Origin of the sequence: Shewanella sediminis HAW-EB3 (assembly GCF_000018025.1) — a bacterium.
Lineage (GTDB): Bacteria > Pseudomonadota > Gammaproteobacteria > Enterobacterales > Shewanellaceae > Shewanella > Shewanella sediminis.
Genome location: NC_009831.1, coordinates 1,667,410 through 1,693,623, shown reverse-complemented (window position 1 = coordinate 1,693,623; position 26,214 = coordinate 1,667,410). Strand labels below are relative to the sequence as shown.

The following is a 26,214-nucleotide window of genomic DNA, read 5'->3' as shown; positions in this document are numbered from 1 at the left end:
CTTAATGGTAGAATTGGCTTGGACTAATATTGGTCCGTAAATGTAATTCCATAAATGATCACCCTCATCGTTATTGTAGCCGTTGCTATCGGGATATCCTTCCTTTGCAGCGTTTTCGAAGCAGTCCTTCTCTCTGTCACTCCCAGTTATGTTGCAACTTTGGCGCATTCAAATCCTGAAGCGGCCGTGAGACTCGGAAAGCAGAAAGATAATGTCGAATCTCCACTGGTATCGATTCTCACTCTAAACACTATTGCCCACACCGTCGGTGCAGCAGTGGCGGGCGCTCAAGCCGCTAAGGTATTTGGTGATGAGATGCTCGGTGTGTTCTCCGGTGTCCTGACGTTCCTGATCCTGTTTTTCTCTGAGATCATTCCTAAGACATTAGGTGCAAACTATTGGCGTTCACTCGCGCCATCGGTTTCAATCGCCCTCTTGTGGATGGAGCGCCTCACTAAGCCGCTAATCTGGATGTCACAACAGGTGACTCAGCTCTTAGGAAAAGGAGATGAGGGTCAGTATATTCGTCAAGAGATGAGTGCGATGGCGAAAATAGGACATGAATCCGGAGAGCTCGACGAACAAGAATCACTGATTTTGACTCAGATGCTATCGGTCAAAGAGATGCCGGTTAGTGCCATTATGACGCCTAGAACCGTGATATTCAGCCTGTCGGGAGCGCTTTCACAGGAGGAGTTTGCCCTCAAGCACAAGGGCACGCCATTTTCTCGTATACCCATTTACGATAAAGACCCCGATGATATCATCGGTTACATCAACCGTAATGATATCTTGCTTGCCGAACGAAAAACCCCTCAAGCCCCAATCTGTGAATTGAAGCGCAGTTTGGTCGTTGTTCCCGAAACCGCGAAAATTCTGCCTTTGTTTCAGCTGCTCATTAAGCGAAATACCAAGATTGCTATTGTGGTTAACGAATACGGTACCGGCGAAGGGATAGTGACATTGGAAGATATCGTCGAATCCCTTTTGGGTCTCGAGATCGTCGACAGCAACGATCCCGTCACCGACATGCAGCAATTAGCCCACAAGTTATGGGAAAAGCGCATGAAGGACAAGGGGATCCGCCTCTCCGATGATGGCGAGTTTGAATCTTACATCGAGACGCCAAAACCTTAATATCGGATAATCTAGGTGACCTGAGCCTGCAACCACTGCACATATGTCATAGGTAAATTCGGACTTATGTCAGGGTTGCGATAAAAAAGGGAAACTCAGGTTTCCCTTTTACTTTTCTGTCGATATAATCTTCGCCCGATTGAAGAGCTTATCTGCTTAGTTGACCCAGCCTGACGCTCCACCAGCTTTATTGCCACAAAGCACTGTTTAATCGGGATTATATACCCATATTCATAACTGCTTTGACTCTCGAACCCTGCTCAGACTTTTATACGGATTGCCATTAGATGCCCCACAGATACACGCTTAAGCTCGCCCATATCAACGACACACACTCCCATTTCGATTCGAGTCGGGTGCATTTTTCTGTCGATACCCAGGGAAAGTCTTATGACATCTATAGCCACAGTGGCGGCTACGCAAGAATTCAATATCAGCTAACAAAGGCAAGAGAGGAAGCGGCATCGGCCGGGCAAGAGTTTCTCTTTCTTCATGCCGGTGATAGCTTTCAAGGCACTCTCTATTTTAACCATTTTAAGGGAGTGGCCAACGCACACCTGCTCAATCTGCTACAACCCGATGCTATGGTGCTGGGCAACCATGAAGTCGATGATGGCAGTGCACCTATCTTAGCGTTTCTTAACGATATATCATTTCCGCTGCTGGCCGGAAATATGGATATGAGCCAGGAAGCGTCAGATAAGCCCTCCCCTATCAAAGGACATAAGCGGCTATTGGATTATGATGATGCCAACGGCAGAGCAAAAGTTCTGATTAAACCGCTAAAAGATAAGCAAGTTGCCATTATTGGGATCACTTTGGATCAGATGGCCGAGATAGCGCGTCCCGATCCCGACATGATTTTTATCAATGCCATCGAAACGACTCGAAATACAGTAGCGCATCTCAAGACACAAGGCATAGACCATATTCTGGTCCTTAGTCACCTCGGATTCAATCAGGATAAGATTTTAGCCGAGCAGGTTGACGGTATCAGCCTTATCGTTGGCGGCCACACACATACATTGCAAGGTGAGTTTAAAGCCTTAGGTCTAAGCTCGACTTCCTATGGAGTCAGAGTCAATAATACAGCCATTCTACATGCCGGAAAGCACGCCGAAACAATTGGTATTGCGGACATAGAATTCAGTGAGAGCGGACAGGTTATCTCACTCGATGGTCATAACTACTTCATGCTCGATGATCAGTTTATTCTCGAATCTAAGCACGGCATTACACCTTCAGATTACGATGCGATCAGAGCCTACCTGAGCAGTCATCCAGGGATCCGTGGGGACAAAGAGGATGCTTTGGTCACACAAGTGATCAACGCTCAATACCGCCCAGCCATTGAAGCACTCGAGAAACAGGTGCTGGGCTTTATTCCCCGAAACCTGGTTCATACCCGGTTACCCAGTAAATCCCTTCCACATGGAAGTGAAATAGCCCCTTTGGTGTGTAAGAGTATCTATCATGAAGCGAAACTCATGTATCCCAGAGTCGATTTTGCCCTTCACAATGCCGGGGGCGTTCGACAGTCTCTTAATAAAGGGGAACTCACAGTTGCCGATGTTGCCGGGCGTCTGCTGCCATTCGAGCTCTCCCTGGTTAAATATCAGATAAGAGGGCAACACCTATATGAGGCAATTGAATCAGCAATTAACTCTGCAACCAATAACAGCGTGACTGGCACGGGGGCAGGCAGCTTTCCCTACACTTACGGTTTAAAGTATTTTTATGACGGCCGTAAGCCCCAGGGGCAGCGCATTTTGTCACTCGAAGTATTACGCAGTGACGGTGCAGCAGACGAGCCTGAGGTGTGGGAGAGTGTCGACAGAGAGCAACACTACTTTGGTGTGTCATCGGCCTACACAGCTTCGGGAAAAGAGGGATATTATCCACTGCTCCAAGCCTGCTGGCAGCAAGCGATTGAGGGACTCACTCTCCCCTCAGCTTTTATTCGCTTCATGAGCCATGAGCAGTCACTCAAGCAAGATATCTTGCCCCAAATCGAATATATCAGCCACATCTAGTACCGGAATATGAAGGGGTGGAAGGCCAAGATGACTGCCTTTGGCCTGTCACCGCAAGGACTACCCATAGGTTTAGATTCTGTGTGATTCGCGGCTAAAGCCGCTCCTACCGTAAGACCGGCTTTAGCCGGGAACGATGACTTTGAAGACATGGGTAAGAAGCAGGTGTTTAGATAGCAAGGGCTGATTCAAAACCATCTCGCCGGCATCGGTCAACATCGAGCGATAAAGGCGTGAAGACATTCCATTCAATTTTTTCGAATTAATCTTTCAAATTATTCCGATTTTCGTGCTTAAAAGTCAGTAGTAAGCTTATTCCATTGAAATCGTTTTTCAGCAAATTACACTCGAAAGAGGATGCAGACATGGAATTATTCATGCAGAAATTCATCAAGACTAATCCGACTCTTGCACCATTAACACTCAGGGTGCCTATCGGTATAATCTTCATAGCTCACGGCGCCCAAAAATTATTTAGCTGGTTTGGAGGCTACGGACCGGATGTCACGGGTCAATGGCTGGACTCTGTAGGATTAGCTCCCGGTTTCTTTATGGCGCTTTTAGCGGGCAGTAGTGAGTTTCTTGGAGGCTTACTGATATTCGTTGGATTAGCCGTTCGTCCAACGGCAGCCATATTGGCGTTTACTACGCTAGTGGCTATCGTCCCGGTTCATAGCAATAACGGTTTATTCATGTCCAATAATGGTTATGAGTTTGGCCTGTCCCTCTTAGCCGCCTCTCTCTCTTTGATGATATCCGGCGCAGGACGACTATCCATTGACCAACTTGCCAACAAACAGCTATTAAAACGATAGTGCAACCCACCGCGACCAGACTTAAAAGCTCACTCCTATAAGCACAAAATGAGGAGAAAACATCTCCCCGATACCTTATGACCTTATAGTTTCTTTAAGTGCCTTACTCATAAGAAAACCCATAAATATCTGGCCTAGCTTTTCCTGATAGCTCTTATGTTGCACTTTGAAGCCATGGGAGAGAAAGAGCCACTTAGAGAGCAGGGATGCATCGACAGTTAAGTCAGGGTAATCCTGCTCTAAAGCCCACTCTTCCAGAGCTTCATAGAGTTTATGGCCAACGCCACAATGCTGATAAGCAGGGTGAACATATAGGCTGTCTATGTAGCCTCTATTGTTAAAGTGCGTCTCAACATTGATAAAACCACAACACTTAGGGTGCCCGCCTTCAATCATAGCCTCATCCACAACCAACCAGGCTTTGCTTCTCGTTAACCGTTTGTTCCAATGATAGGGCGATCTGGGTTTGGGTGACCAGGCTTGTTTTTGCTCTATCGAGTACACATCATCAATATAACGGATCGCATCATGAAAAATCTGACTTACCGATTGGGCATAACACGCACGATATGGGATCAGGGAGAATTGTGGCTGGTGCGAGAGCATCTGAATTGATGACATAGTTAACGAACATCTTGAGGTAGCTAGAGTATAGCTATTATCGCAGCAGTTCCGCGCAAAAGAAAATGGTGGCGATTATCGAGATAATCGAGCCACCATTTCACCACTTTTAATACGATTTATTTATCGCTAAAAGGTAGAGCTACTTCTTATCGATACGGCCAACGAATAGCAATTCGTCGAAGGTACGGTTTAAAGTCTTACTTGTGAAGTCATTCATCCACATCTGCTCTTGAACAACAACTGTATCGCCTTTGCTCACTTCAATTTGCGGACCCGCAGCCCAAAAAGTTTTGTCTGACTCTTTAATCTGTACGTAGGTGTATCCACCGCCATTCATAGTGTCGACAACAGTACCTTCATGCGTAACACCTTGGGCCCATGCGCTAGAGATCCCTAATGCCAGTGTTGCTACAGCAACCAATTTAACCAATTTAGCTATCATTGCCACTTCCTCTTATTTTTAAGCTCGGCTTTACAATTCAAATCATTTAAACACGGAGCACTTAATAAATCTCTAATAAAAGTCACTAAATAACAAACCAATATGCATCTTTTAGATCAAGATCTCAGAACCTGAGATGCACACTCAGCTTTTTTGAACTTTATTGAGTAGGGGTTGTAACATCCCCTCCAGCCCATTGAGTTTAATCTCATACATCAGAGCGAGTTGCTCACCCAACTTGCCTTCGGGAAAGCCTTTAGAGTGAAACCATACCAGATACGGCTCAGGTAACTCGAGTAATTTTCGCCCGGCATATTTACCAAAGGGCATCTTTTGGTTAATGGCTTCCAACAACAGCTCTTGATTCATCCTTCTCTCTCTTATAATACCCAAGCCACTTCAAAATGCTGAGTTCTGCATTTCGAGGTCGTTTGGGTATAGATCAACTTTTCACTGTGCAGCATAACGAAGAAACAACAAATCGCAATAGAGGTGTTCACCGAATTCGGTCAACTTTAAGCATTGGCAAGCTAGAATCGTATATATCCTTTTTATCTAAAGAATGAAAACATATGTTAATTAGAGAATATATAGCGCCCAGGATCTCTGAACCGACATAGAAAAATTTAATACAGAAGCATCGATATCCCCGTCAGCACGAACAATCCAACCGTAACCAACTGATAACAAGTGTATAAATGTATAAAAAAGAAGGTGTGAGCTGAAATGTCAAAATTTTGCCAAAAATGTCATTTAGTCAAATATCTGTCGTCAGACAAAAAACAAAAAACCGTCAAAAATCAGGTAATTGACACCGATTTAATAAATCACTAAATTTAATTTAACGCTTGGTGTACACCATAAGATAGATGGCCGGCATACGGCCTGGTTTAATATAAAAGTAGATAGCATATCTATAGTACAGACAGGCAAGCACTTGATAAAAGTTAGACAGTAATTAGCGTGAAAGGGGATAGGAAATGATCATATTAGTCGGGGGCGAAAAAGGCGGCAGTGGTAAAAGCTGTTTAGCTCAAAACATCGCAGTATTTTTAACTGCCGAATGTAGTGCTTCAATCATCATGGTTGACTGCGATCCTCAACGAACGACATCGGATTGGATTCAAGCAAGGAATAACAACCCTGAACTTGCCAGCATCAACTGTGTTCAACTTTACGGTAAGATACGTAACGACCTATTGAGTCTCGAGCAACACTACGATTTTGTCATAGTAGATTGCGGTGGCCAGGATAACCTGGCTCTGCGGGCAACCATGTCAGTAGCCTCACATGTACTGATGCCTTTGCGCCCTAAACGCCGTGATCTTAAAACCGTCAGCCATATGGACGATATTGTCGCGACTTGCATGATGATCAACCCCAAGATGCGCGCATCATTCGTTATCACCCAATGCCCGAGCCTGCCTAATCAAGCAAATCGAATTTTTGAAGCGAAAGATGTATGTCGAACCTACGACATCAATGTCTTAGATGCCATCACCTATAGCCGTAATATCTATGATGATAGTGAAGAGTCCGGCCTCTCAGTCATCGAGATTGAACCGACTGGGAAAGCGGCGGCAGAGATGCGTGGAATAGCCTGTGAAATGTTAGAGGCGCAAAACGCAACAGAGATAAGAAACCGCTTAGCGACAACAAAGATAAACAAAATGAGAGGTGACTATGGGTCTGGCCGATCTCAAGAAAAACTCTACGCAGTCTGATTCGGGCTCCAGCGCGAGAACAGGAAAGCTGCAGATGTCGCTCGATGAGTTTATTGACGATGCGACAATCTATGCAGCCGGTTTCTCGTCGAGTGATAAATCTATATCTGATAAAGCTATGGCCGATGTCATTGAGCTGGCGTCACACTTTAGCGTCCCGGAATCACAGCCGTTGAGCAACGCCATTAGCCGTAGCGAACCTAAGCAGGTGAAAAAGGTACTCAGAGGTAGTGAGCCTTTTAGAAAATCGACATTTACATTGAGTGAGTCGGCAATATCGCATTTAGCTGAACTGGCTAGCGGTTGTGATGTAGCAAAGTCAAAACTCATTCGATTTCTTATCGAACACCATTTCTCACTCAGTGATGATGAACGAAGAGAGAAGGAGAGATCCATTATTGTGGACTAGCGCTATTGCACCGAACTTCGCAATGGCGACATCGATTGAGAAGATAAGTTATTCACTAAAGATCTGATTAATTCAATTAACCTTTTACCCGTTTTTCCCAACCTTCGCTGGCAGCAGACTTTTCCCAAAGAGTACTTTCCGAGCTGCCAGTATTTTTTACTTATCTGGCTTATGCCAGGTAACTATCGCCTTAATCTCAGCAAAAAGTACCATTTACATTCAAAGTACAATAAATCATGTACAAATAAGTAACACAATAGTATTACTATTAAGCATTCCGTGTGGATACTGGAGTAATATAACGTGTTAAGAACTGTTGCCAAAATAATCATCTACGCATTTAGCTTTCAGTTCTCACTGTGCCAGGCTCAGTTTTCACTCGACCAGATCCCCGAGATAGAGAATAAACAAGCCATAACCCTCGTTGCCGAATCCGGTTTCTGGACAGAGCACCTCAAAGAGAAGCTACTCCCTAAATACACGGCTCACACAGGTATCACAGTTAATGTCATCACCACATCTCTGGATGAGATGTTTACCCTGCAAACAAACTCTTTAGTCAAAGGGAGCGGAAAGTTTGACCTGCTAACCATGGAAGCCGGCTGGGCTAAAGAGTGGGCCGCAAATGGGTTTACCGTCCCTTTGGACGAATTGGCAAAACTCTATGATCCCAATGGTGAACGAGCGATGAAAAATTATCTGGAACCTTACTACCCTTCCCTGCTCAACATTCTCTCTTATCACTCCGAGATCCATGCCATCCCCTACAATAACTATGTAATGGGGAATCACTATCGCGCCGATCTGTTTCAACATCAGAAAGAGAGGATAGAATTCAGCGCCCAATATGGGTATCCGTTAGCACCGCCGGAAAACCTGCAACAGCTCCAGGATGTGAGTGCGTTTTTTACCAGAAAAACCGGAGAGAAATTGGCGGGTAAGGTACTCGAAAAGCCATTCTATGGCCTTACACTGATGTCAGGAAACCGACCTCATATCAATGATGAATTTTCATCTATCCTCTGGAGCCTGGATGGCTACTGGATGAAACCCGACTACGGTAACGGTTCGACGCTTAAGCTATTTGAACTCCCGTCTGATAATGAGAAGCTGAAACAGACTACGCATATTTACCGGAAGTTAATGCAATACGCCTACCCTGCAGATAAGCAATTCGCATTCGAAGAGGCGGCTGGCGCTATGGCTAACGGCGATGTCGCCATGTGGCCATTTGCCTATAACAACCTTTGGCACGCCTCTTTTCAAGTCGAATCGAATCAGCCCGGCGCAAAGTTAGCCGTCGCTCAGGTCCCGGGAGGCAAGCCCTACAATGGCGCTTACGCGTTCGCTGTCGCCTACGACAGTGTCAACCCACAGGCCGCCTACTGGTTACTCAAATACATGGGATCTTTCGAGGCGCAATTTGCCTATGCATCAGGCGGTGGAAACCCATGTCGAATCGATGTCACCACCGCTGCCGAATTTCAAAAGACTGAATTACGTCATATCGGGGGGGCATTCATGGCCAGCCATGAGGCCAATACAAAATGGTCAGATGATGTACTCAAACTGGGGCACTTCACCAGTACCGCAATGGGAAATATTTATCCTGAACTAACCAAGACCAGTTACGCATTATCCAAGCCTCAAACTGATATCGATGCGGAGATTAATCGGCTCAATCAGACCATAATCCAGCTTCAGAATCGTCATGGTGAAGTGCCAGTGGTAGCGAAATGAAATCAATCAAACCATTAAGAAGTCTGAAGAAAAAAATAAGACTGCTTTTTTATATCGTCGTATTTCTTACATTGGCGATAGGCTTAGTCTCAATTTGCCTCTCTATCGATCTGCAAAAAAGAGTCGATATGATGATAAACCATCATATTAATGAAATTGTTTACGCTCTCGAACTGTCCAAAGATAGTCAAAAGCTACAGGTCATCAGTGTCAAATTGTCGAAAATTGACTCCGAGGAGCAACGAATTCAGCTCCTGTCAGACTTGCAGCAACAGTGGCAGACATTGGAAAGCGGACTCGAAAATTTAACCAGTATGGCAAGCAGCAATGAGAGGATCAAAAAACTAAACCAGCTCTCATCCGATATTAAGAAGGCCGCAGAGCAACAACCCTTACTGGAGCAACTCACCGAGACAGCCATTGCCGCGCAGATCCAGGCCAGTCACCTTCACCTGAATATGGAGCTGATCCAAAAAGGGTTCGCCCGCAGCGTTCAGAAACAGCTAGGTATTCTGGACCAATACGCCAACACCTTACTCGCCACACAAGCGTTTAATGAATTAAAGCGTGTACTGGATGAACACAGACAACTCGCGCAGTTTTTGCATCAAGGAGAGGAACTTTTCAGGTTAGTCGCAGCCGTGAACAAGAGTTCGGATAACGCAGAGCTAAACCTGTTACAAAGAGAATCTATGCGTCACTTCCTTGCCTTAAAAAAACAATCTATGGACTCTATCGTGGCTAAGGAGATACAGAGTGACTGGCTCTCACAGATGGAGCCTAACTTGGTAGGTGACGCCAATATCTTCGCATTTAGTCGTGAAGCTCTCAATAGCAAACGTATAGCGGGTACTTACCTCGAAATTCAAGCAAGTTCAGCACAAGATATAGCTCGATTTTCCAGTGAGCTGGTTGAAGAGGCAAACAAGCAAGTTCATTCGGCGGGGGCGGAATTAAAGAGCGACAGTAATTCGTTCGTCATCTTAATTTTTATCGCAGGCGTGCTCTACACCTTTTTTATCTGGCTAACCAATTGGCACTTCATCTCAAAAGGGATTATTCAACCTGTCATCGCCACCAGCAACGCGATGCAAGCCATCGCCAGTGAGAAAACCGATACACCACTTCCAAAGACCAATAATCTTGAATTGCAACAGATGGTCAGCTCCTTAGAAACCCTGAAAAGCTATGCCGCTCAGGTAAAAGCCATTTCTGAGATTGATGGGTTAACCGGTGCATTTAACCGTCGTTACTTCGATCTACGGCTCGATCAAGCGTTACAGTCAGCACACAATACGCCGCACCCTCTATCTATTATTCTTTTCGATGTCGATAACTTCAAGCAATTCAACGACCGATATGGACACGTTAGCGGAGACCAATGTCTAAAACAGATATCGGCCTCAATGAAGGCGATGCCTGAATTGCAGAACAAGATATTTGCACGATACGGAGGCGAAGAGTTTATCGTATTCCTGCCATACACAGATGCTACCTTGGCAAAAGAGATCGCCGAACTGATGAGAAAAAAAATATTTCATCTGCAGATCCCCCATGAAGATTCAGTTCATCGACAACATATCACTGTTAGCATTGGAGTCTGTACTACAGTCCCAAATAACGACACGACAACCGAGTCAATCATTATTCAGGCAGATCAAGCCCTGTATGAAGCCAAGCAGGCTGGTAAAAATTGTGTAAGAGAGACCGGCACCGGGTTAAACTTCACAGAGATGTCATAGAGAGATAAAAACAAGCAGCGATTGAATTATACACAACTCAACCCAATATCTATCAGGAGAGCAAAATAAACAGAATACTGAAATTTTGAAGAGAGTAATTAATTGATATGTTAGGCATTATATTAGTCAGTATTATAGGTATCGCGGCGATAAGCTGGATAGCCTCGCACTCATGGCGGGTCGAGCGGCAACGAAAGCAGATAATCAAGCACGCATTTCCAAAGCGATGGAGGGATATCCTTAAGAGACGAATGCCCTATTTCCGCACACTCCCTACCGATCTTCAACTACAGCTCAAGCAACTTATTCAGGTATTCATCAATGAAAAACAGTTCGTCGGCTGTGACGGTATAGAGATAGACGATGAGATCCGCGTAACGATAGCGGCACAAGCCTGCCTGCTGTTATTAAATCGTCACACCGACTTCTACCCTAACCTCAAACAGATATTAGTTTACCCCTCAATATTTATCGTCAATAACAAGGAGCAGAGAGATGGCGGCGTCATCTCAGAACGGCAACGCATTCTTTCCGGTGAGTCATGGCAACAGGGAAAAGTGATACTCTCATGGCAAACCACTCAGGCCGATGCGGCCAGCCCGGGAGATGGCAGTAATGTCGTACTCCATGAATTTGCTCATCAGCTCGATCAAGAAGCGGGCGACGCCAATGGTGCACCACTGTTGAGTAGAGTGAGTGATTACTCGACCTGGTCTGAGGTGCTTAGCGAGGAGTACGAAACATTACGACTCGATGCTCAGCAAAACACACCATCAATTTTCAGTTATTATGGTGCTACCAGCCCGGCCGAATTTTTTGCGGTGATAACAGAGGTCTTCTTCGAACGTCCCGAGGAGTTTTACCTGCAGCATAAGAGTCTCTACAAAGAGCTGAGTGTATTCTTCAACCTGGATCCGATTAACTGGCAATAAACCGAAAAAGAACTAGAAAGAAATAAAAAGAAATAGAAAAACATAAAAAGAGATAAAGGAACTCCGATGACCGCTTCATATAACACAATACCTAGCACCTCCCTCCTCATTCAATGGCGCTCTTCGCTTCTGAAACTGCTTACAACAGCAATATTTTTGGTCACAGCGACATCGGTCAGCGCCGGAACAGATAAGCCATGGAGTCAAGCCGAAGCACTGCTCGACAAGCTGCATCAATCGGCCACCGAGGCAAACTGGGACAGATACTTCTCCCTCTACATGCCCGGTGCCATCTTTATCGGCACCGATGCGACAGAACATTGGACCATGTCTGAATTTGAAGGATATGCTCGCCCGACCGATGGGTGGGAATATACAGTTCAGGGGAGAACCCTGGTCCCTCTTACGACACTAAATGGTGATAAGGTGCTGGTATTCGATGAACTACTGAACAGCGCTTCATATGGCCTCTGCCGCGGAACCGGCACCCTGCTCTTAACACGCGATGGCTGGAAAATTGCCCAGTATCATCTCAGCTTCCCCATTCCCAATGAGATAGCGAAAGAGATCACCGGAAGAATTAAAGCTGCGAAGAGATAAAGGAGAGCCAGATCCCAAGGCCTGGGATCTGGCATAGCTATTAGTTAGTGTCCGAAATATTAATTAGTGTCCCATCGCTGCCGATAAGCAGACATTAGCCAGTTGAGAGAAATGAGTGAAGTTATCGAATTCCGACTGGTCGAGTTTGCGGTCTGTGCTGTCTCTGTCGGCATAGATAATACCGATAACCTTCTGCTCGACCAGTAAGGGCGATATCATAAAGCCTGTGGATGAGGTTTTATTTTTCAAATCATCATCCATATACAGACGCCACTTGGGCGAACTGGGCTCATCCACAAACATGGGCTGTTTCAGCTCAATGCAGTCACAAAACAGACACTGGGGCTGTTCGAGTGTGATGATAAACTCATTTTTCATCTGCTCCGCACCATCTCCCAGTACGACACGCGGTTGCAAACGCTTGCGGTTGGGCGAAAGCAGTAAGACGCCACAGCGATCGACGCCAACCCCGGTAAGAATCCCCTCTAAGGTCGTCGTGATCACCTGGTTAAAATCGGCTTTCACCATAGCGCAATTAGTGAGTTCTCTGAGTTTTTTCAATTGTTCATTCATATCAGGCATACGAATAACGGGGGCATCGACTTTAGCATTGAGATCTTTGGTTAAATGCTTAGGATTAGGTAGGTGCTCGACTAATACCTTAGCTCCATAGGCTTCGGCTAACTTTTTTGTCGCATTACTGCACCGTATCATCCGTCCTTTGAGTTCATCGACCTTAATGTCCAGCATGTCGGCAGTCTGTTTAAGCCTCTGCTGTAGTAGTTCTGCCGGAAGGGGCTCTTGTGCTAAGAGCTCACTGATCTGATTGGCCAGATAGATACTGCGGATCTCTGGCGTTCTCTGGTTGGGGTTGCTGAGGGACTTTAATAACACATCACCTAAGCCCCAGTTTCTTGCAATACCTAAGGACAGGGTATTAAACGAGGTGCCTAAAACCTCACGGATCATCGCCTTCTCCTGTATAGGGTCCTCACAGTCTGCCATAGAGGCATCGAGATCCACCGCCTCTTCGCAACCGGTGCTCCAAAATGCACTCTCCCCCAGATGGTAGAGTAGCGAGGCGATAAAGACCTCCTCTTGTAGCTCCTCGTCGTGATCTCGCAGCATCATCTTAGCTAACATGGCAGCCTGAAACGCTCTCGCCATCAGCTTGATAAGCCTCTGATACACCCCCGGAGTCAAGCCTTCAGACTCCAGCAGGCTACTGAGTAGCTTTGCTGTAATACAGATATTACGTATGGTATCGAAGCCTAAGACGACAGATGCACGACTCACAGTGGTCACATGGCTGACGCCTTTGCTATAGGTTGCACTGTTCGCCACCCGCAAAATTCGGGAGGTTAAGGCATTATCATGCATCACACTCTTCCCTAATATACTTAGGGATGAGACATCATCTTTTGCCAGCTTCTCTAAGGTCTTTACCGTAGAGCACAATGCCGGCATCTCCTGATCGCTGATGCGTTTGGTCCAATAATCGACTCCCTTCGATTTGGTATTAGATTGGTTATTGGAAAGCTTCAATTTTTATCTCTGCTCATAGGTAGTGCTTGCAAGCAAGCTAAATGTGCTCTAATTGACCCTAAGTATAGGCACTGAATACAAAAGTTTGCGTTTAACCTTATTAAAAAGTTAAGAATATCAATTGAAATGGCCTGCCCAGGCAGTACATCCGCTTGGCTACATTATGACATTAAAAAAGTTACCACTCCAACCCAAAAGAGGAACATAATCGCAACAAGAAGCGCCCCAAGGGAGTAGCAAACACAAGCAAACTTGATTATGTCATATGGGAAAGAAGCGAAAGGAAAAACCCATGCCGCATGTAGGGGTACGGCATGGGGGACAACGGCTGCAAGGCAGCAAATTGAAACTGATTGAAACTGATTGAAAAAAATAGACCTTAAAACTGTTTCTCTTCGGTCGAGCCGGTTAATGCCGTCACCGAGGAGTGACCGCCCTGGATCACATTCGTTACCCGGTCGAAGTAGCCTGTGCCCACCTCTTGCTGGTGTGCCACGAAGGTATAGCCTTTCCTTGCCGCCGCAAATTCCGCCTCCTGCACCTTTTCGACATAGTGTTTAACCCCCTCTCCCCGAGCACAGTCATAGGCCAGATCGAACATGTTGTACCACATGCTGTGAATGCCCGCTAAGGTGATAAATTGATACTTATACCCCATCTGCGACAGCTCTCTCTGAAAATGCGAGATGGTCTCGTCATCCAAATTTTTCTTCCAGTTAAATGAGGGGGAGCAGTTGTAAGCCAACAGTTGATCCGGAAAGTGCTCGTGAATGGCATCGGCAAACTTTCTGGCCTCATCGAGACAGGGCGTCTCTGTTTCACACCAGATAAGATCGGCAAAAGGGGCGTAAGCCAAACCACGGGATATGGCCTGCTCAATTCCGGCTTTTACACGGTAGAACCCCTCCTCACATTTATCTCCCGTGATGAAATCACTGTCATAGGGATCACAATCTGAGGTCAGCAGATCGGCTCCGTTGGCATCGGTGCGGGCTATGACTAAGGTCTCCACCCCACACACATCCGCTGCCAGCCTCGCACTCACCAGTTTTTGGATCGCCTCTTTCGTCGGAACGAGCACCTTGCCCCCCATGTGGCCACATTTTTTCACCGATGCGAGTTGGTCTTCAAAATGTACCCCGGCAGCACCGGCATCGATCATACTCTTCATCAACTCGAACGAATTGAGTACTCCACCGAAGCCAGCTTCAGCATCGGCAACTATGGGTAAGAAATAGTCTCTGTAACCTTCATCCCCAGGGTTGAGTCCATTGCTCCACTGGATCTGATCTGCACGGCGAAACGCACTATTGATATTATTTAGCACCGCCGGTACCGAGTTAGACGGATAGAGTGACTGATCGGGGTACATAGCCCCGGCCAAATTCGCATCGGCCGCAACCTGCCAACCCGACAGGTATATCGCCTCTATCCCCGCCTTCGCCTGCTGAACCGCCTGACCACCGCTTAAGGTGCCGAGTGAATTAACGTAGCCTTTCTTAGCGCCTCCGTTAACCAGTTCCCATAATCTGGCGGCGCCACGTTTCGCCAACGTATTCTCCGGGACCATTGAGCCTCGCAGGGCCACCACATCCTCGGCCGTATAGGGACGGGTGACCCCTTTCCAACGAGAGTTCTCACTCCAATCCTTCTCAATGGCTTGAATCTGCTCCTGCCGTGAAACAGGTATCGATGCCTTATTCATAATCATCTCCATTCACTCGCCAATGGTATCGTCTCATTAACATCCGCGATAAGTTTTACCATAAGCCTGTCGGCCTTAAATTCGGCGATACGTTAGGTAATAAGTGTTGAGCCCGAATCGCTCGGGCTCAATCAAGGGTGGCTTAGCCGAATTGGCCGGTTAACATTTCATATCCCGGTAGAGTCAGGAAATCGACAAGCTCATCGGAGGTGGTGATCTTCTCGAGCAGGACTGCCGCCTGAGTAAAGCTGCCATGGGTGAACCGCTCCGCACCCACCTCAAGCTTCACGTTAGCCAGCTCCTCCACTAACATCTCCTTGAACAGGACGTTAGTCACCAAAGCCCCATTAGAGAGTTTCTGCTCGTGTTTTATCCACTGCCAGATTGAAGTTCGTGATATCTCGGCGGTGGCCGCATCTTCCATCAGGCCATAGATAGGGACACATCCATTGCCATTTATCCAGGACTCGATATATTGCAATGCGATGCGGATATTGACCCGCATCCCGGCCTCGGAGCGCTCTCCCTCACAGGGCAACAGCAGATCTCTGGCGTGAATGGGCGCATCCACATCACGAGTGATATGTAACTGGTTAACGTGATCCTCACCTATATACTCATTGAAGATCCCCATGGCGGTATCGGCTAAGCCCGGATGTGCCACCCAAGTGCCGTCGTGTCCATTTCTCGCCTCGAGCTCTTTATCTCTGCGTACCTTTTCAAGCACCTCTCGATTCATTTCGCTCTCTTTGGCAGGAATAAATGCAGCCATTCCCCCCATGGCCAAAGCGCCGCGCTTATGGCAGGTCTTAACCAATAACCGTGAATAAGCGCTTAAAAATGACTTATCCATGGTCACGGCTTGCCTGTCGGGCAGAATACGATCCGGATGATTCTTTAATGTTTTGATATAGCTGAAAATGTAGTCCCAGCGGCCGCAATTAAGCGCCACTATGTTCGATCTCAGCTCATAGAGGATCTCCTCCATCTCGAACACTGCGGGCAGCGTCTCAATCAGGCAGGTACACTTAATCGTGCCTGGCTGCAGGCAGAAACGATCTTCGACGAAGGCAAACACCTTGGCCCACCAGCGGGCTTCCTCATGACTCTCTAATTTGGGGAGATAAAAATAGGGGCCACTGCCTTTTGTCAAAAGTTGTCGATAGTTATTGTAAAAATAGAGGGCAAAATCGAACAGGGATGCAGGGATACTCGACGCGTCAAACTCCACATGCTTTTCGAGCAAGTGCAAACCACGAACGCGACAGATCAATACCGCAGGGGAATCATTGAGTCGATAATGCTTGCCTGTCTCTGGCGAGGTGTATTCAATTTCACCGCGCACCGCATCACGCAGGTTAATCTGCCCCTCAACCACCTTATTCCAACTCGGCGCCAATGAATCCTCAAAATCGGCCATAAATACCTTCACATTGGCATTCAAGGCATTGATGATCATCTTGCGCTCGACAGGTCCGGTGATCTCGACACGCCTGTCGGTTAAATCTTGTGGGATCCCACGGATCTGCCAATCACCATCTCTTATCGCGCGGGTCTGTGGCAGAAAGTTTGGCAATTCACCGGCATCGATTAACGCCTGCTTTTTCACTCGGTTTGAAAGAAGCTGTGGCACTTGCGAGGCAAACTGTTTACACAGCAATTCGAGCAGACTCATGGCCCCCTCGGTAAAAACCTGCTCTTGCCCCTCGACATGCCCCCCTTTAATGGTAAGCCTATCTCTTATATCCATCTCTGTCTCAGAGGTGCGGGTGGCAGTGCTCTCTTTGAACATCTGATGTTCAAATGCCGATGATGCAAGCGTTGAATCATTCTGTCTGTTGTCGGTTACTTCGTGTGTCATCCCTCTCTCCCCCTATGATATAAGGCCAAATAGCTAATTAGGCACCTTGCTTCAATATGTCAGTAAACATCTGGTTCAAATATAAATTGCAGATGCTTAAATAATTCATTTGAACAAAAGTTACTCATAAAAAGTTGTATTTGCAACAGTTCGGAATGAGAGACTCGAAGAGTAAAAAGTAAGAAACAGAAAGAGTGAAAATGGTATGACCAATCACAGAAAACCCCAAATTACAACAACCTAGAGCGATCGGGTAGCTTTTATGACCCAGTAAAAAACCGAATTTAGAATTTGTCAGACAAATGAACCAGTGCTTAAGCATGTTTTTTAATTACGAAACATAAGAAGAGAGCGTAAAAATAAACTTACAGCCAATTCATCAAACAAGATGAAAGTAAACTCTAGTTGCCGTTTTTAATTAACCTTAAGGTTAATTAAATAAACACTTTAATTTCAAGTAATTATAGAATCACGAAAACCGTTCGAATTCATACGACCGTTTCAATGTTACGTTTACGTTAACGATACCAGCAGGCGATTAAGGGGAATGAAATATTCGGTGCGTGTTTGTCGATCAACATACGAATAAACATTGGTTTAAATGAAAAAAAACGAAAAAAAATGGCATTTCGAGTGATGATGGTTATAGAGCGACAGGCATGAAGAGGTTACACGCTAGCTGCCCACGGATCTAGTTGGTGATGTAGGAGCGTCTTTAACCGCCCCCAATACAGATACACGATCCGCTACCACTGTAGGGGCGGCTTTAGCCGCGATGTTTTGCCCTGTAGTTGTCATAGCTCCCGGCTAGTCCGTAGCTTTTAGCCCGTACCTCTTAGCCAATAGCCTAAACTTCAACCTGAGTTCTCTCGGCAAACTCACTCGGGCTTTCATCCGACTTCACAATAAAAGCGGGGGCACGGGACAGTCCAATCTCGGGGGTGTATACGGTAACGCGATTCAGTCCATTCCCTTTAGAATAATTCATGGCGATATCGGCTCTGTGCAGTAAAGGATCCAGGCTCAAGTCAGCACTCGAACTCGACGTCACGCCAAAACTGCCGCTGAGGGTAAAATCACGACCGGAATACTTAGTGTCCATGGCTTCGATAGCAAGCCTATGTTGCTCGGCGATCTTCTGCGCAGTTTCTGCATCTGTACCGGGGAGAAACAGCACAAACTCTTCACCGCCGAATCGGGTAAAAATATCATTCGAGCGACAATTTTTTAAGATGGTTTCACAGACATGTTTCAATACCCAGTCGCCGGTAGCATGACCAAAATTATCGTTAACACGTTTAAAGTGGTCCACATCGAACATGATCACACTGAACTCGAGTGACTTAAACGTATCTTTAATATAACGGTTTTCCGCCATATTCTGCGCCGTACCACGGTTTAAGATGCCGGTTAGAGGATCGTTTTGAGCAAGCTTCTTGTATTTACGTTTCTGACCGGTTATTGCAATGGCAAACATGGCCAGCAGTACGAAGCTACCACCCACAATTAACAGCCCCATACGGTCGTTATTCCGCTTTAACGCTCTCATCTGCTCCCGTGCGGTATATAGCTCACGTTCATGGTTAAGCATGTTTATTTCACGGCTTTTCTCACCGTTTTCAAACTTGGCCATCTGGTAAGCGTTCGCTTTGGCTTTGGTGTCATCGAGATGGGTATTGGTGATATTCTGATGTTGGCTCAGATATTGATAAGCCAGCGCATGCTCACCACGCTTACTGGCAAGCTCGGCCAGCACCTTAGACGCAATCTTCTTGTAACTGAGGTTGATAGGCTCATCGGATAACGCCATCACTAACCCGGCATACTCTTGCGCCTTTTCGGTTTGCAGCAAGCCCAGGTAGGTCTCACTGAGAAGAGAGTGAACACTGTCAATTTCAATCTGAAACTTAAAAAGACGATACTCCTCTAAAGCCTGAAGCAGATAATTTTCCGCAAGCGCATAGTTTCCCTGTTTTATTGCCACATCGCCCAAGCCCTTTTTAGACATGGCGACGATGACAGGCAAATTGTTTAGCTGGCAAAAGTCGCGGCTGTTTTTAAAACGGCTTTCTGCCATCTCCAGGTTTTGTGTTTTCAACTCGGCAACCGCTAAGTAAAGCAGAGAGTAACACTCGTTCTTGGCGCTGTTACCTTTACTAAGCTTCAACGCAAGCCCCGCATACCGGGACATCTCACCGTAGGCTTGTAGATCTAAATAGAGGTTCACTAATCTCAGATAGGAGCTGATTTTTATTTCGGTATCTTCTATCTCCTCAATCCTGGAGAGGTTTGTCGACATCACATCCAGGGCCTGCTGATAATCATGTTGACCCAGATAGGCACTCGCCTGATAGAGATAGATAGAGTTGAGTAATTTTTTGGGCGGGTTTAACCTCTCGGCCTGCTTTAATGTTGTAATGGCCTCAGCGAACCTAGCGCCATACAGGTGTTGAACACTCTGCAAGACCAGCAATCTGGAGTACTGCTCAGAGGTGAGTTCAGCTTGTTCGGATACCAGATCATCGATAAGAGATAAGGCTAGTGATGGGTTAGATTTAAGCGCGAGCTCGAGTTCATCGAGCCGCTCTTCGTAGACATTGTCTATAGCCATCACAGCCGGTGAAAAGGCTGTGATGATTATAAAGGCGACTAAAAACCTTACAAAATTAGACAATGAGTCAGCTCTATTTATTCTTAGGACTACTAATAATCATATAGGTTTTAGCTTCTACGCTCTCCCCCGACAGTGATTTTATCTTCTTGCTATCCCCTGACATGACGGTATTGATCTCTTCATCCGTTAGGCCGTTGGCCTTCATCACACCTTCAGGATCTTGTTTATAGGCATCCATCAGATCGGAATCGGTACCCAACTTTTCGAAAAAATCATTAAAATTTGACATCTATACTCTCCTTTTTATAAACGTACCATCTCAAAGCGTACTTAAAGTGCATCTTGCTAGCGCACATATTGGTTGTTTCTTTTTATCAGTAAATCGGTAAACCGGTTTGCCCTAATAGGCTTTGTTGTTAATCATTAGTCATTGCTCATTGAGCATCGGGTTACCAGCTCTTAGCTTAGAAGCTTAAACTCAAAGGTGCATTTTTTTTACCCTAAATCGGCTTCCGAGATCCCCAGTTTAGCCAAGATCTCACTGTTGAATTCCAGCTCTCGACTCGGCGGGATCAATAGCGTGCTGATAGGGGTTAACTCGGCAAAAGGCAGTTCTTTCAAAGGGAGTCTATCGATACGCGGGCTCTGCACCGGCAGGTTCGGGGCTTCATAGATCACTACCTCATGCTCAAGTGGATACCACTCACTCAGCTGCTCGACCAGTATCTGCAGGCGATCCGATGAGGTACTGAATTTTGTCAGGGTATGTTCTCCCGCGATCCCAATCTGCCAAAGTAGCAGATGTGTCGTCGGATCGGGGGAATGCCTGTAAAACATAAACTGGCTCGCCTCGAAGCTCTGATGGCCCGAGTTACCGGGATCGATACCTAAGTCGGCCCATAAACAGGCCTCGGCGGAGATCCCCGGCTCCATCTTAGCGCTGTAGCCCTCCTCTCTCGCCTGAGCTATCGCAAAGTGAGAGACGCAGGCAAACACCCCGGGGTGACCATAGAGGGCACATACCACTTTTTTACCCAGACGAACCTCAATCAATATGGCCTGAACCATCTGAGCATAGGTATCGCGTCGGTTCTTAACCTCATCGCCTTGAGCATAATAGGGTTGTAGGCTGCGCACATCACCGTTGAGTGTTCCCAGCCAGTGCTGCGCAAACCCATCGGGAACCAAGGAGAACACCACATCGGCATTTTCGATATAACTTTTACTCAGAACGCTTATCTGGCCTGCCAGATTAAGACCTGTGCCGACACACACTAATGTCCCTCTTGCGACCTCTTGCTTCTTATCCATTGGCACTGGTGTCATCCTATTCATCCCATCGAGGCGGGTTTATTATAAATATTTTTTCTTATAACTCGGGTACTTGTGCATATTTTTCAGGCATTAACCACATTCTCATAACTTTCTTAACACTTTGCAAGTGGTTATTAGTCATAAAATAATTTGAAACATATTCCTCTGATATTACTCAAGTTCAAGCATTTAGTGCTGGAATATTCAATATTGACGCCAAATAGCCGTCTCACAGAGTTCAAGGAACAAAAATCAACTCTGAAGGTCGAAGCTACATGATTGAACTTAACGTCCGTTTGAACGCCATGTTGATGCCATAGAGGGGCTGGCGATAATCGATCCATTTAAAACAAATGACTTTTCATTGAACCTGAGTATCGATAGCCCTTGTCAGCATAGGGAGTGCTTGGGTATGATGGCCAGCAGATTTTTAGGAAGTAGCGTATTCAATGACAATTAAAAAGCAAAGTCTTACCCTTTTGGGCGCAGCTGCGCTCTCGTTATCGCTCAGTGCCTGTAGCGTTTTTGACTGGTTGATCTATAAGCCAGATATTCCGCAAGGCAACTACATGGAAACTCAACAGGTTGAAAAACTGCGTATTGAGATGACCAAAGAGCAAGTTGAATACATTCTCGGACGTCCGGTGCTTCGTGACAGCTTCTCCGATGACACTTGGTACTATGTATACCATTACAAGAGTGGACGTGATGCCAGCATCACACATAAAGAGCTGATCATACATTTTGAAGGTGAGATGCTGACGAAGGTCGAGGGTGATTATGAGTTAGCTGAAGACTTTAATACCCCACTGGATCAGAGCCGTCTACCCGATGCCCCTATGACTGGAGTCGGAGCCGATCTCGAAGAAGGTACTGAGCCTTTGATCCCTGAGCAACGCCCGGATAGCAAGCCTTTGATTGAAGAGGTTGAGCCGGAAGCACAGGCTAAGAAGAAATTTGAATAGTCTCTGGTAATTGCCAGCAAGATCCTAGGTTTCATAACCTAGGATCTAGATTCTTACTCTTGAAGCTAATAGTTGAAGCTAATAGTTGAATCTATAATTAAAACGTTAGTTACACCTTTCCGCCAGTCTTCTTATTTATCCGTCCCTCATCTTTAGCCTTTTCGGCTCTTTTACGGCGCACATCTTTAGGATCGGCAATAAGTGGACGATATATCTCAACCCTTTGTCCCGGCACTAACACCTCGTGATGTTTCACTAAACGGCTGAAAATGCCTAGCTTAACGTTTTCGAGATCTATCTCGGGAAAGAAAATATCGATTTCGCTCTGTTTAACCGCTTCGATACAGGTCGTACCCGGTGCTACCTTGATCTGAATACGTTTTTGTTGTGTTGGCAAGGCATAGATAACCTCTACCTCAAAATTTTCTTGATCTATATTCATCAATCTTATCTCTTAAAAATCGCAGGATGCTGAACGAGGATTCCGAGGCTTATTATACCAATCGGTATAAGAAAGTGGTCAACTCAGAGTTATTTTTGGCTGCATAATTCAAGGCGAAAGAGTGAGGGAATGGTGATCCCTTTTGAACTCATTCAACACCGAAGTAGGCTGCCAAAAAAACTCCTGAAAGGCGAGTTTTAGCACTTGCGATACGGCGTTAGCGAGCTTAAACGTAGAATAACTATGTCCCTCACTCGTTGCCTTGCCTCACAAGCGCTAAACTCTCGCTGAGTGACCACACCTTTATACCGATTGGTATTACTATCAGTAAAAAGCTGCCTGTAAATAACTATCTGTATATAACTTTGGCTCTACCGGTAAAAGCTGTCACCATCGAAGCCATCAACTCTTTGAAAATTTTACCGAAGGCCATATCCACCAGAGTGCTGGAAAACTCAAAGTTCAACTCAAAGTCAATTTTACACGCATCTTCTGTCAGTTCAGTAAAGCGCCACTCACCGACCAGGTGATTAAAGGGACCATTTTCGAGCACTAATTGAATGCTTTTCCCTGGGATAATTTGATTTCTGGTCGTAAAGGTTTTGCTGATCCCCGCCTTCGAGACGTCGACGGAAGCCAACATGGTTTCACCATCGAATTCCAACACCTTGCCACCGACGCAGCCGGGTAGGAACTCTTTGTAAGATTCGACATCATTAACAATTTCATACATCTGCATTGCACTAAAGCGCACTAACACGCTGCGGGATATCTGTGGCATTTTAACTCTTTGACCTGATAACAGTGGCTGTTTGTAATTTCTATTGATGGGATTTTAACACGAACCTCAGAAAACGCATATTTCCAACCAGACAGGTAAAAAGGCTAAGTTAACGGTATAACATGTACAAAAACCAACCAAACCCACGGTAATTACTAAAAATCATCGAATAAATTGGTGGGAGCAATTCCAAAAACTCTGTCGCCGAGTATAATAGCCAGCCTATGGCTAAGAAAAACGCAAAAAAATCAAAAAACTCCTCCGCATCTATTGCGCGTAATAAACGTGCGACATTCGACTATAAGTTCGAAGAGAAGATGGAAGCAGGTCTATCCCTGATGGGATGGGAAGTGAAGTCTATTCGTATGGGCAAGGTTAACTTGTCTGAAAGCTATGTATTTATGAGAGATGGCGAAGCCTTTCTTTTCGGATGTACCATAGCCCCATTGAATACCGCATCCACACATGTTGTCTGTGATCCAATGCGTTCGCGTAAGCTGCTACTTAAACGTAAAGAGCTAGATAAGTTGCAGGGACTCGTCGATCGTAAGGGTTACTCTATCGTACCAATCTCTATGTATTGGCAAAAAGGCGCATGGGTAAAAATTGAGATCGGTCTTGGTAAAGGTAAGAAAGAGCACGATAAGCGTGACGATACCAAAGACAGAGAGTGGCAGATTGAAAAGGCTCGAACCATGAAAAAGGCGGTTCAACAGTAATTTCAATACCGTACGAACGTTAGAACGTACGTATATCGAACAATCGGTTGTAAATGCAGTTTTTATCCTTGGTAAACGAGATATGACGCGTTACAATCACATTGTACTTGGGGGCGATTTTGGATTCGACAAGATTCTCGAAACCCTGGGAGCATGCCGAGGGGCGGTTGGCCTCGTAAAAAGCCGCACTGTTATAGTTGCAAACGACTCTAACTACTCTCTAGCAGCTTAGGCTAGCTAGCCATCTTGCCGAAACTTCTCAAATGGGTTTGGTTTATAGATGGTCATCTTACATTTGATAGCGAGGGAACCACGTTCAGGGGTGAACCGCGAAACAGTACTGAACTCGCCTTGTAATATCCTGTCTTTCGGAGCTTGCAAGGTTAACCAAAAGAGAGACTAAGCATGTAGCGCCTTGGATGTAGGCTTTTTGGACGCGGGTTCGAGCCCCGCCGCCTCCACCAATTCTAAGGAAGGGCTATCAGAAATGATGGCCCTTTTTTTATACCTACAATTTGTGTTTGAGCCCCTGTAAACCTCCCTATTTTAGGACTAGACACCAATTGTATTGATGAAAGAAATCCGAGCCCGATATTCACCCTCACCCCTTTCTTTTATCCGTCTGTCACTGACACACTTACAAATTTTGCTGGTCATGCATATCAAACAGCCAATAAAATAGACCCAGTGTAGAGTGAGGAACTAACACAACCCCAAGCTGCAGGCTATTGCGAAATTGGCTTGCCTTAGAGTAGTCTTCTCAGAAGTACAACACTTTCTGCGATATCAATAGTGCCCGTTCATTGACCAAACAATCGAGCAGCTGCGCTGTCAGTTTGGCAAAGCCCCTGTAGTGATCCGTTGCGGCGTGTTGACAGACAAGCTCCAGCATTCTCGGTGCCCAGGGCATCAGATGTTGTTGCAGCAATTCGTTTATCCCCTGATCATTACCCTGTTCAAGCAGTGCTGCCAGAATCGCCAGCATCAATCCGAAGTGATCCGTCGGCCCAGTTTGTTCCGGTTGTAGATCCACACCATGCGCCCGGCAAAACTTCTGAAACGCCCAGGTACTCTCACCACACACCAGGTTCTCCCGTTCGGTATACACAGAGCCCCAGGGGTAGGCCAACACCGGGCCCGGACCGACAAACAGACGGTAGTAATCCATCTCTACCTCTTTAAGTTCATCCCGTTGCAGGGAATGGCTTATCTCGATTATGGCTTGATTCAACACTCTGGCGGATCCAAGTGTCGGCCAGGTATCCAGCAGGCCACTTTGCTCCAACTCCTTGAGACGAGCCGAAGTGGGGCTATGGTAAAATTGATTATGTAATACCCTCAGTGCGGCGACATACATATCCTGATTGTTAATCTGCTTCATATACTTGAATAACCCGATAATGGCCGCAACCAATCTTTGCACTGCGGCGCTTTACACTAGCTGATTTTCTTAAACCTCAAACTCATTCAGTATCTCTCCGCCCGGCTGAGCATTGCGATTAACCTTAATGATCAGGTTTGGCGAGGTGATGTCAGAACTCGGAAGAGGCTGAATATCGGCATTATCACCATGCTTGTTGCGCAGCTCATCGATTGGCCCAAACTCCAGAGCCCGCAGGGGGCACGAATCGACACAGGTAGGGTTTAACCCTTGCTCCAGACGGTCGTAGCAACCATCACATTTGGTCATCACGCCACGCTCGCTGTCGAATTGAGGTGCATCATAGGGACAAGCACGTGAACAGCTTTGACAGCCTACGCAGAGACTGGCTTCGATATGCACCAGCCCATCGCTCTTGCGCTTATGGCAAGCACCGGTAGGGCATGCTTTGACGCACACAGGATGAGAGCAGTGGTTACACGAGATTGAGGTGTAGTGAGCAAACACATTGTTATTAAAGGTACCATCCTCATTTTCGGTCCAGCTGCCACCACCATATTCATACACGCGGCGCCACTTTACTCCCAAAGACAGATCACTGCGGTCTTTACATGCCACCTGGCAGGTTTTGCAGCCGGTACACTTGGTGGTGTCGACAAAAAAGCCGTATTGAATTTTATCAGTCATTT

24 protein-coding genes and 1 other RNA gene are annotated in these 26,214 nt (G+C 46.1%); 12 read left to right on the top strand and 13 right to left on the bottom strand.

Annotated features, from left to right (window positions below):
- The first annotated feature begins 54 nt into the window (after window positions 1–54).
- From SSED_RS07395 to SSED_RS07385, 3 genes are all read left to right on the top strand, one after another.
- Entirely contained in the window at window positions 55–1,137 is a 1,083-nt protein-coding gene (locus tag SSED_RS07395) for a CNNM domain-containing protein (RefSeq protein WP_012141775.1), read from the top strand.
- A 287-nt stretch (window positions 1,138–1,424) separates the two neighbouring features.
- Window positions 1,425–3,170, top strand: coding sequence for a bifunctional metallophosphatase/5'-nucleotidase (locus SSED_RS07390; protein WP_012141774.1), 1,746 nt, complete (start codon window positions 1,425–1,427; stop codon window positions 3,168–3,170).
- Window positions 3,171–3,535: 365 nt separating this feature from the next.
- Window positions 3,536–3,985: a DoxX family protein gene (locus tag SSED_RS07385; RefSeq protein WP_012141773.1), complete on the top strand. Its 450-nt coding sequence runs from the start codon at window positions 3,536–3,538 to the stop codon at window positions 3,983–3,985.
- 75 nt (window positions 3,986–4,060) lie between these two features.
- Here the strand turns inward: SSED_RS07385 and SSED_RS07380 are convergent, their stop codons facing one another.
- The 3 genes from SSED_RS07380 to SSED_RS07370 all read right to left on the bottom strand — a co-directional run bounded on the left by SSED_RS07380 (window position 4,061) and on the right by SSED_RS07370 (window position 5,420).
- The gene (locus SSED_RS07380; RefSeq protein WP_012141772.1) at window positions 4,061–4,606 is read right to left on the bottom strand and encodes a GNAT family N-acetyltransferase; all 546 of its coding nucleotides are present in this window, start codon (window positions 4,604–4,606) and stop codon (window positions 4,061–4,063) included.
- Window positions 4,607–4,748: 142 nt separating this feature from the next.
- Window positions 4,749–5,051 (bottom strand): hypothetical protein, encoded by a 303-nt coding sequence (locus SSED_RS07375; protein WP_012141771.1) that lies wholly within the window; start codon window positions 5,049–5,051, stop codon window positions 4,749–4,751.
- A gap of 144 nt (window positions 5,052–5,195) precedes the next feature.
- Window positions 5,196–5,420 carry a DUF3820 family protein gene (locus SSED_RS07370; RefSeq protein WP_012141770.1) on the bottom strand — a complete coding sequence of 75 codons (225 nt, stop codon included), beginning with the start codon at window positions 5,418–5,420 and terminating at the stop codon, window positions 5,196–5,198.
- 611 nt (window positions 5,421–6,031) lie between these two features.
- Here SSED_RS07370 and SSED_RS07365 point away from each other — a divergent pair.
- The 6 genes from SSED_RS07365 to SSED_RS07340 all read left to right on the top strand — a co-directional run bounded on the left by SSED_RS07365 (window position 6,032) and on the right by SSED_RS07340 (window position 12,198).
- Window positions 6,032–6,775, top strand: coding sequence for an AAA family ATPase (locus SSED_RS07365; protein ID WP_012141769.1), 744 nt, complete (start codon window positions 6,032–6,034; stop codon window positions 6,773–6,775).
- Entirely contained in the window at window positions 6,735–7,184 is a 450-nt protein-coding gene (locus tag SSED_RS07360) for a hypothetical protein (protein WP_012141768.1), read from the top strand. Before SSED_RS07365 ends, SSED_RS07360 begins: the two co-directional genes overlap by 41 nt.
- A gap of 303 nt (window positions 7,185–7,487) precedes the next feature.
- The gene (locus SSED_RS07355; protein ID WP_012141767.1) at window positions 7,488–8,924 is read left to right on the top strand and encodes an extracellular solute-binding protein; all 1,437 of its coding nucleotides are present in this window, start codon (window positions 7,488–7,490) and stop codon (window positions 8,922–8,924) included.
- Window positions 8,921–10,666 carry a diguanylate cyclase gene (locus SSED_RS07350; RefSeq protein WP_012141766.1) on the top strand — a complete coding sequence of 582 codons (1,746 nt, stop codon included), beginning with the start codon at window positions 8,921–8,923 and terminating at the stop codon, window positions 10,664–10,666. Before SSED_RS07355 ends, SSED_RS07350 begins: the two co-directional genes overlap by 4 nt.
- A gap of 107 nt (window positions 10,667–10,773) precedes the next feature.
- A complete protein-coding gene (locus SSED_RS07345) occupies window positions 10,774–11,598 on the top strand; it encodes a M90 family metallopeptidase (RefSeq protein WP_012141765.1) in 825 nt (274 codons plus the stop codon).
- A 66-nt stretch (window positions 11,599–11,664) separates the two neighbouring features.
- On the top strand, window positions 11,665–12,198 hold the full coding sequence (locus SSED_RS07340; RefSeq protein WP_012141764.1) for a nuclear transport factor 2 family protein: 534 nt from the start codon (window positions 11,665–11,667) through the stop codon (window positions 12,196–12,198).
- A 63-nt stretch (window positions 12,199–12,261) separates the two neighbouring features.
- Here SSED_RS07340 and SSED_RS07335 read toward each other — a convergent pair whose 3' ends face one another.
- From SSED_RS07335 to SSED_RS07310, 6 genes are all read right to left on the bottom strand, one after another.
- Complete coding sequence (locus tag SSED_RS07335) at window positions 12,262–13,743, bottom strand: HDOD domain-containing protein (RefSeq protein ID WP_012141763.1); 1,482 nt, start codon at window positions 13,741–13,743, stop codon at window positions 12,262–12,264.
- Between the two features lie 379 nt (window positions 13,744–14,122).
- The gene (aceA, locus tag SSED_RS07330) at window positions 14,123–15,448 is read right to left on the bottom strand and encodes an isocitrate lyase (RefSeq protein ID WP_012141762.1); all 1,326 of its coding nucleotides are present in this window, start codon (window positions 15,446–15,448) and stop codon (window positions 14,123–14,125) included.
- A gap of 142 nt (window positions 15,449–15,590) precedes the next feature.
- Window positions 15,591–17,309: a malate synthase A gene (gene aceB, locus SSED_RS07325; protein ID WP_012141761.1), complete on the bottom strand. Its 1,719-nt coding sequence runs from the start codon at window positions 17,307–17,309 to the stop codon at window positions 15,591–15,593.
- An 847-nt stretch (window positions 17,310–18,156) separates the two neighbouring features.
- Window positions 18,157–19,983, bottom strand: coding sequence for a tetratricopeptide repeat-containing diguanylate cyclase (locus SSED_RS07320; protein ID WP_150104317.1), 1,827 nt, complete (start codon window positions 19,981–19,983; stop codon window positions 18,157–18,159).
- A gap of 10 nt (window positions 19,984–19,993) precedes the next feature.
- A complete protein-coding gene (locus SSED_RS07315) occupies window positions 19,994–20,212 on the bottom strand; it encodes a hypothetical protein (protein WP_012141759.1) in 219 nt (72 codons plus the stop codon).
- Between the two features lie 206 nt (window positions 20,213–20,418).
- The gene (locus tag SSED_RS07310; RefSeq protein ID WP_012141758.1) at window positions 20,419–21,249 is read right to left on the bottom strand and encodes an SAM-dependent methyltransferase; all 831 of its coding nucleotides are present in this window, start codon (window positions 21,247–21,249) and stop codon (window positions 20,419–20,421) included.
- Window positions 21,250–21,686: 437 nt separating this feature from the next.
- Here SSED_RS07310 and SSED_RS07305 point away from each other — a divergent pair, with 437 nt between their 5' ends.
- On the top strand, window positions 21,687–22,202 hold the full coding sequence (locus SSED_RS07305; RefSeq protein ID WP_012141757.1) for an outer membrane protein assembly factor BamE: 516 nt from the start codon (window positions 21,687–21,689) through the stop codon (window positions 22,200–22,202).
- A 109-nt stretch (window positions 22,203–22,311) separates the two neighbouring features.
- On the opposite strand, the gene SSED_RS07300 is transcribed toward SSED_RS07305, so the two are convergent.
- Both SSED_RS07300 and SSED_RS07295 read right to left on the bottom strand, forming a co-directional pair.
- Window positions 22,312–22,644 (bottom strand): RnfH family protein, encoded by a 333-nt coding sequence (locus tag SSED_RS07300; protein WP_012141756.1) that lies wholly within the window; start codon window positions 22,642–22,644, stop codon window positions 22,312–22,314.
- A gap of 349 nt (window positions 22,645–22,993) precedes the next feature.
- The gene (locus tag SSED_RS07295) at window positions 22,994–23,425 is read right to left on the bottom strand and encodes an SRPBCC family protein (protein WP_012141755.1); all 432 of its coding nucleotides are present in this window, start codon (window positions 23,423–23,425) and stop codon (window positions 22,994–22,996) included.
- A gap of 224 nt (window positions 23,426–23,649) precedes the next feature.
- On the opposite strand from SSED_RS07295, the gene smpB reads away from it, so the two are divergent.
- Window positions 23,650–24,144 carry an SsrA-binding protein SmpB gene (smpB, locus tag SSED_RS07290; protein WP_012141754.1) on the top strand — a complete coding sequence of 165 codons (495 nt, stop codon included), beginning with the start codon at window positions 23,650–23,652 and terminating at the stop codon, window positions 24,142–24,144.
- Between the two features lie 109 nt (window positions 24,145–24,253).
- Window positions 24,254–24,608, top strand: a transfer-messenger RNA (tmRNA) gene (ssrA, locus tag SSED_RS23945).
- Between the two features lie 296 nt (window positions 24,609–24,904).
- On the opposite strand, the gene SSED_RS07285 is transcribed toward ssrA, so the two are convergent.
- Together SSED_RS07285 and SSED_RS07280 are read right to left on the bottom strand one after the other, a co-directional pair.
- Complete coding sequence (locus tag SSED_RS07285; protein WP_223295954.1) at window positions 24,905–25,567, bottom strand: TorD/DmsD family molecular chaperone; 663 nt, start codon at window positions 25,565–25,567, stop codon at window positions 24,905–24,907.
- A 27-nt stretch (window positions 25,568–25,594) separates the two neighbouring features.
- Window positions 25,595–26,212 carry a DMSO/selenate family reductase complex B subunit gene (locus SSED_RS07280; RefSeq protein WP_012141752.1) on the bottom strand — a complete coding sequence of 206 codons (618 nt, stop codon included), beginning with the start codon at window positions 26,210–26,212 and terminating at the stop codon, window positions 25,595–25,597.
- Window positions 26,213–26,214: the final 2 nt, after the last annotated feature.

What these genes read in the sequence shown, in the direction of transcription:
- SSED_RS07390 (WP_012141774.1), top strand. Translation starts at nt 1,425, where the DNA reads ATGCCCCACAGATACACGCTTAAGCTCGCCCATATCAACGACACACAC.
- aceA (WP_012141762.1), bottom strand. Translation starts at nt 15,448, where the DNA reads ATGAATAAGGCATCGATACCTGTTTCACGGCAGGAGCAGATTCAAGCC.
- SSED_RS07370 (WP_012141770.1), bottom strand. Translation starts at nt 5,420, where the DNA reads ATGAATCAAGAGCTGTTGTTGGAAGCCATTAACCAAAAGATGCCCTTT.
- SSED_RS07300 (WP_012141756.1), bottom strand. Translation starts at nt 22,644, where the DNA reads ATGAATATAGATCAAGAAAATTTTGAGGTAGAGGTTATCTATGCCTTG.
- SSED_RS07340 (WP_012141764.1), top strand. Translation starts at nt 11,665, where the DNA reads ATGACCGCTTCATATAACACAATACCTAGCACCTCCCTCCTCATTCAA.
- SSED_RS07315 (WP_012141759.1), bottom strand. Translation starts at nt 20,212, where the DNA reads ATGTCAAATTTTAATGATTTTTTCGAAAAGTTGGGTACCGATTCCGAT.
- SSED_RS07305 (WP_012141757.1), top strand. Translation starts at nt 21,687, where the DNA reads ATGACAATTAAAAAGCAAAGTCTTACCCTTTTGGGCGCAGCTGCGCTC.
- SSED_RS07280 (WP_012141752.1), bottom strand. Translation starts at nt 26,212, where the DNA reads ATGACTGATAAAATTCAATACGGCTTTTTTGTCGACACCACCAAGTGT.
- smpB (WP_012141754.1), top strand. Translation starts at nt 23,650, where the DNA reads ATGGCTAAGAAAAACGCAAAAAAATCAAAAAACTCCTCCGCATCTATT.
- SSED_RS07395 (WP_012141775.1), top strand. Translation starts at nt 55, where the DNA reads ATGATCACCCTCATCGTTATTGTAGCCGTTGCTATCGGGATATCCTTC.
- SSED_RS07375 (WP_012141771.1), bottom strand. Translation starts at nt 5,051, where the DNA reads ATGATAGCTAAATTGGTTAAATTGGTTGCTGTAGCAACACTGGCATTA.
- SSED_RS07385 (WP_012141773.1), top strand. Translation starts at nt 3,536, where the DNA reads ATGGAATTATTCATGCAGAAATTCATCAAGACTAATCCGACTCTTGCA.
- SSED_RS07380 (WP_012141772.1), bottom strand. Translation starts at nt 4,606, where the DNA reads ATGTCATCAATTCAGATGCTCTCGCACCAGCCACAATTCTCCCTGATC.
- SSED_RS07345 (WP_012141765.1), top strand. Translation starts at nt 10,774, where the DNA reads ATGTTAGGCATTATATTAGTCAGTATTATAGGTATCGCGGCGATAAGC.
- SSED_RS07365 (WP_012141769.1), top strand. Translation starts at nt 6,032, where the DNA reads ATGATCATATTAGTCGGGGGCGAAAAAGGCGGCAGTGGTAAAAGCTGT.
- SSED_RS07310 (WP_012141758.1), bottom strand. Translation starts at nt 21,249, where the DNA reads ATGACACCAGTGCCAATGGATAAGAAGCAAGAGGTCGCAAGAGGGACA.
- SSED_RS07360 (WP_012141768.1), top strand. Translation starts at nt 6,735, where the DNA reads ATGGGTCTGGCCGATCTCAAGAAAAACTCTACGCAGTCTGATTCGGGC.
- aceB (WP_012141761.1), bottom strand. Translation starts at nt 17,309, where the DNA reads ATGACACACGAAGTAACCGACAACAGACAGAATGATTCAACGCTTGCA.
- SSED_RS07350 (WP_012141766.1), top strand. Translation starts at nt 8,921, where the DNA reads ATGAAATCAATCAAACCATTAAGAAGTCTGAAGAAAAAAATAAGACTG.
- SSED_RS07295 (WP_012141755.1), bottom strand. Translation starts at nt 23,425, where the DNA reads ATGCCACAGATATCCCGCAGCGTGTTAGTGCGCTTTAGTGCAATGCAG.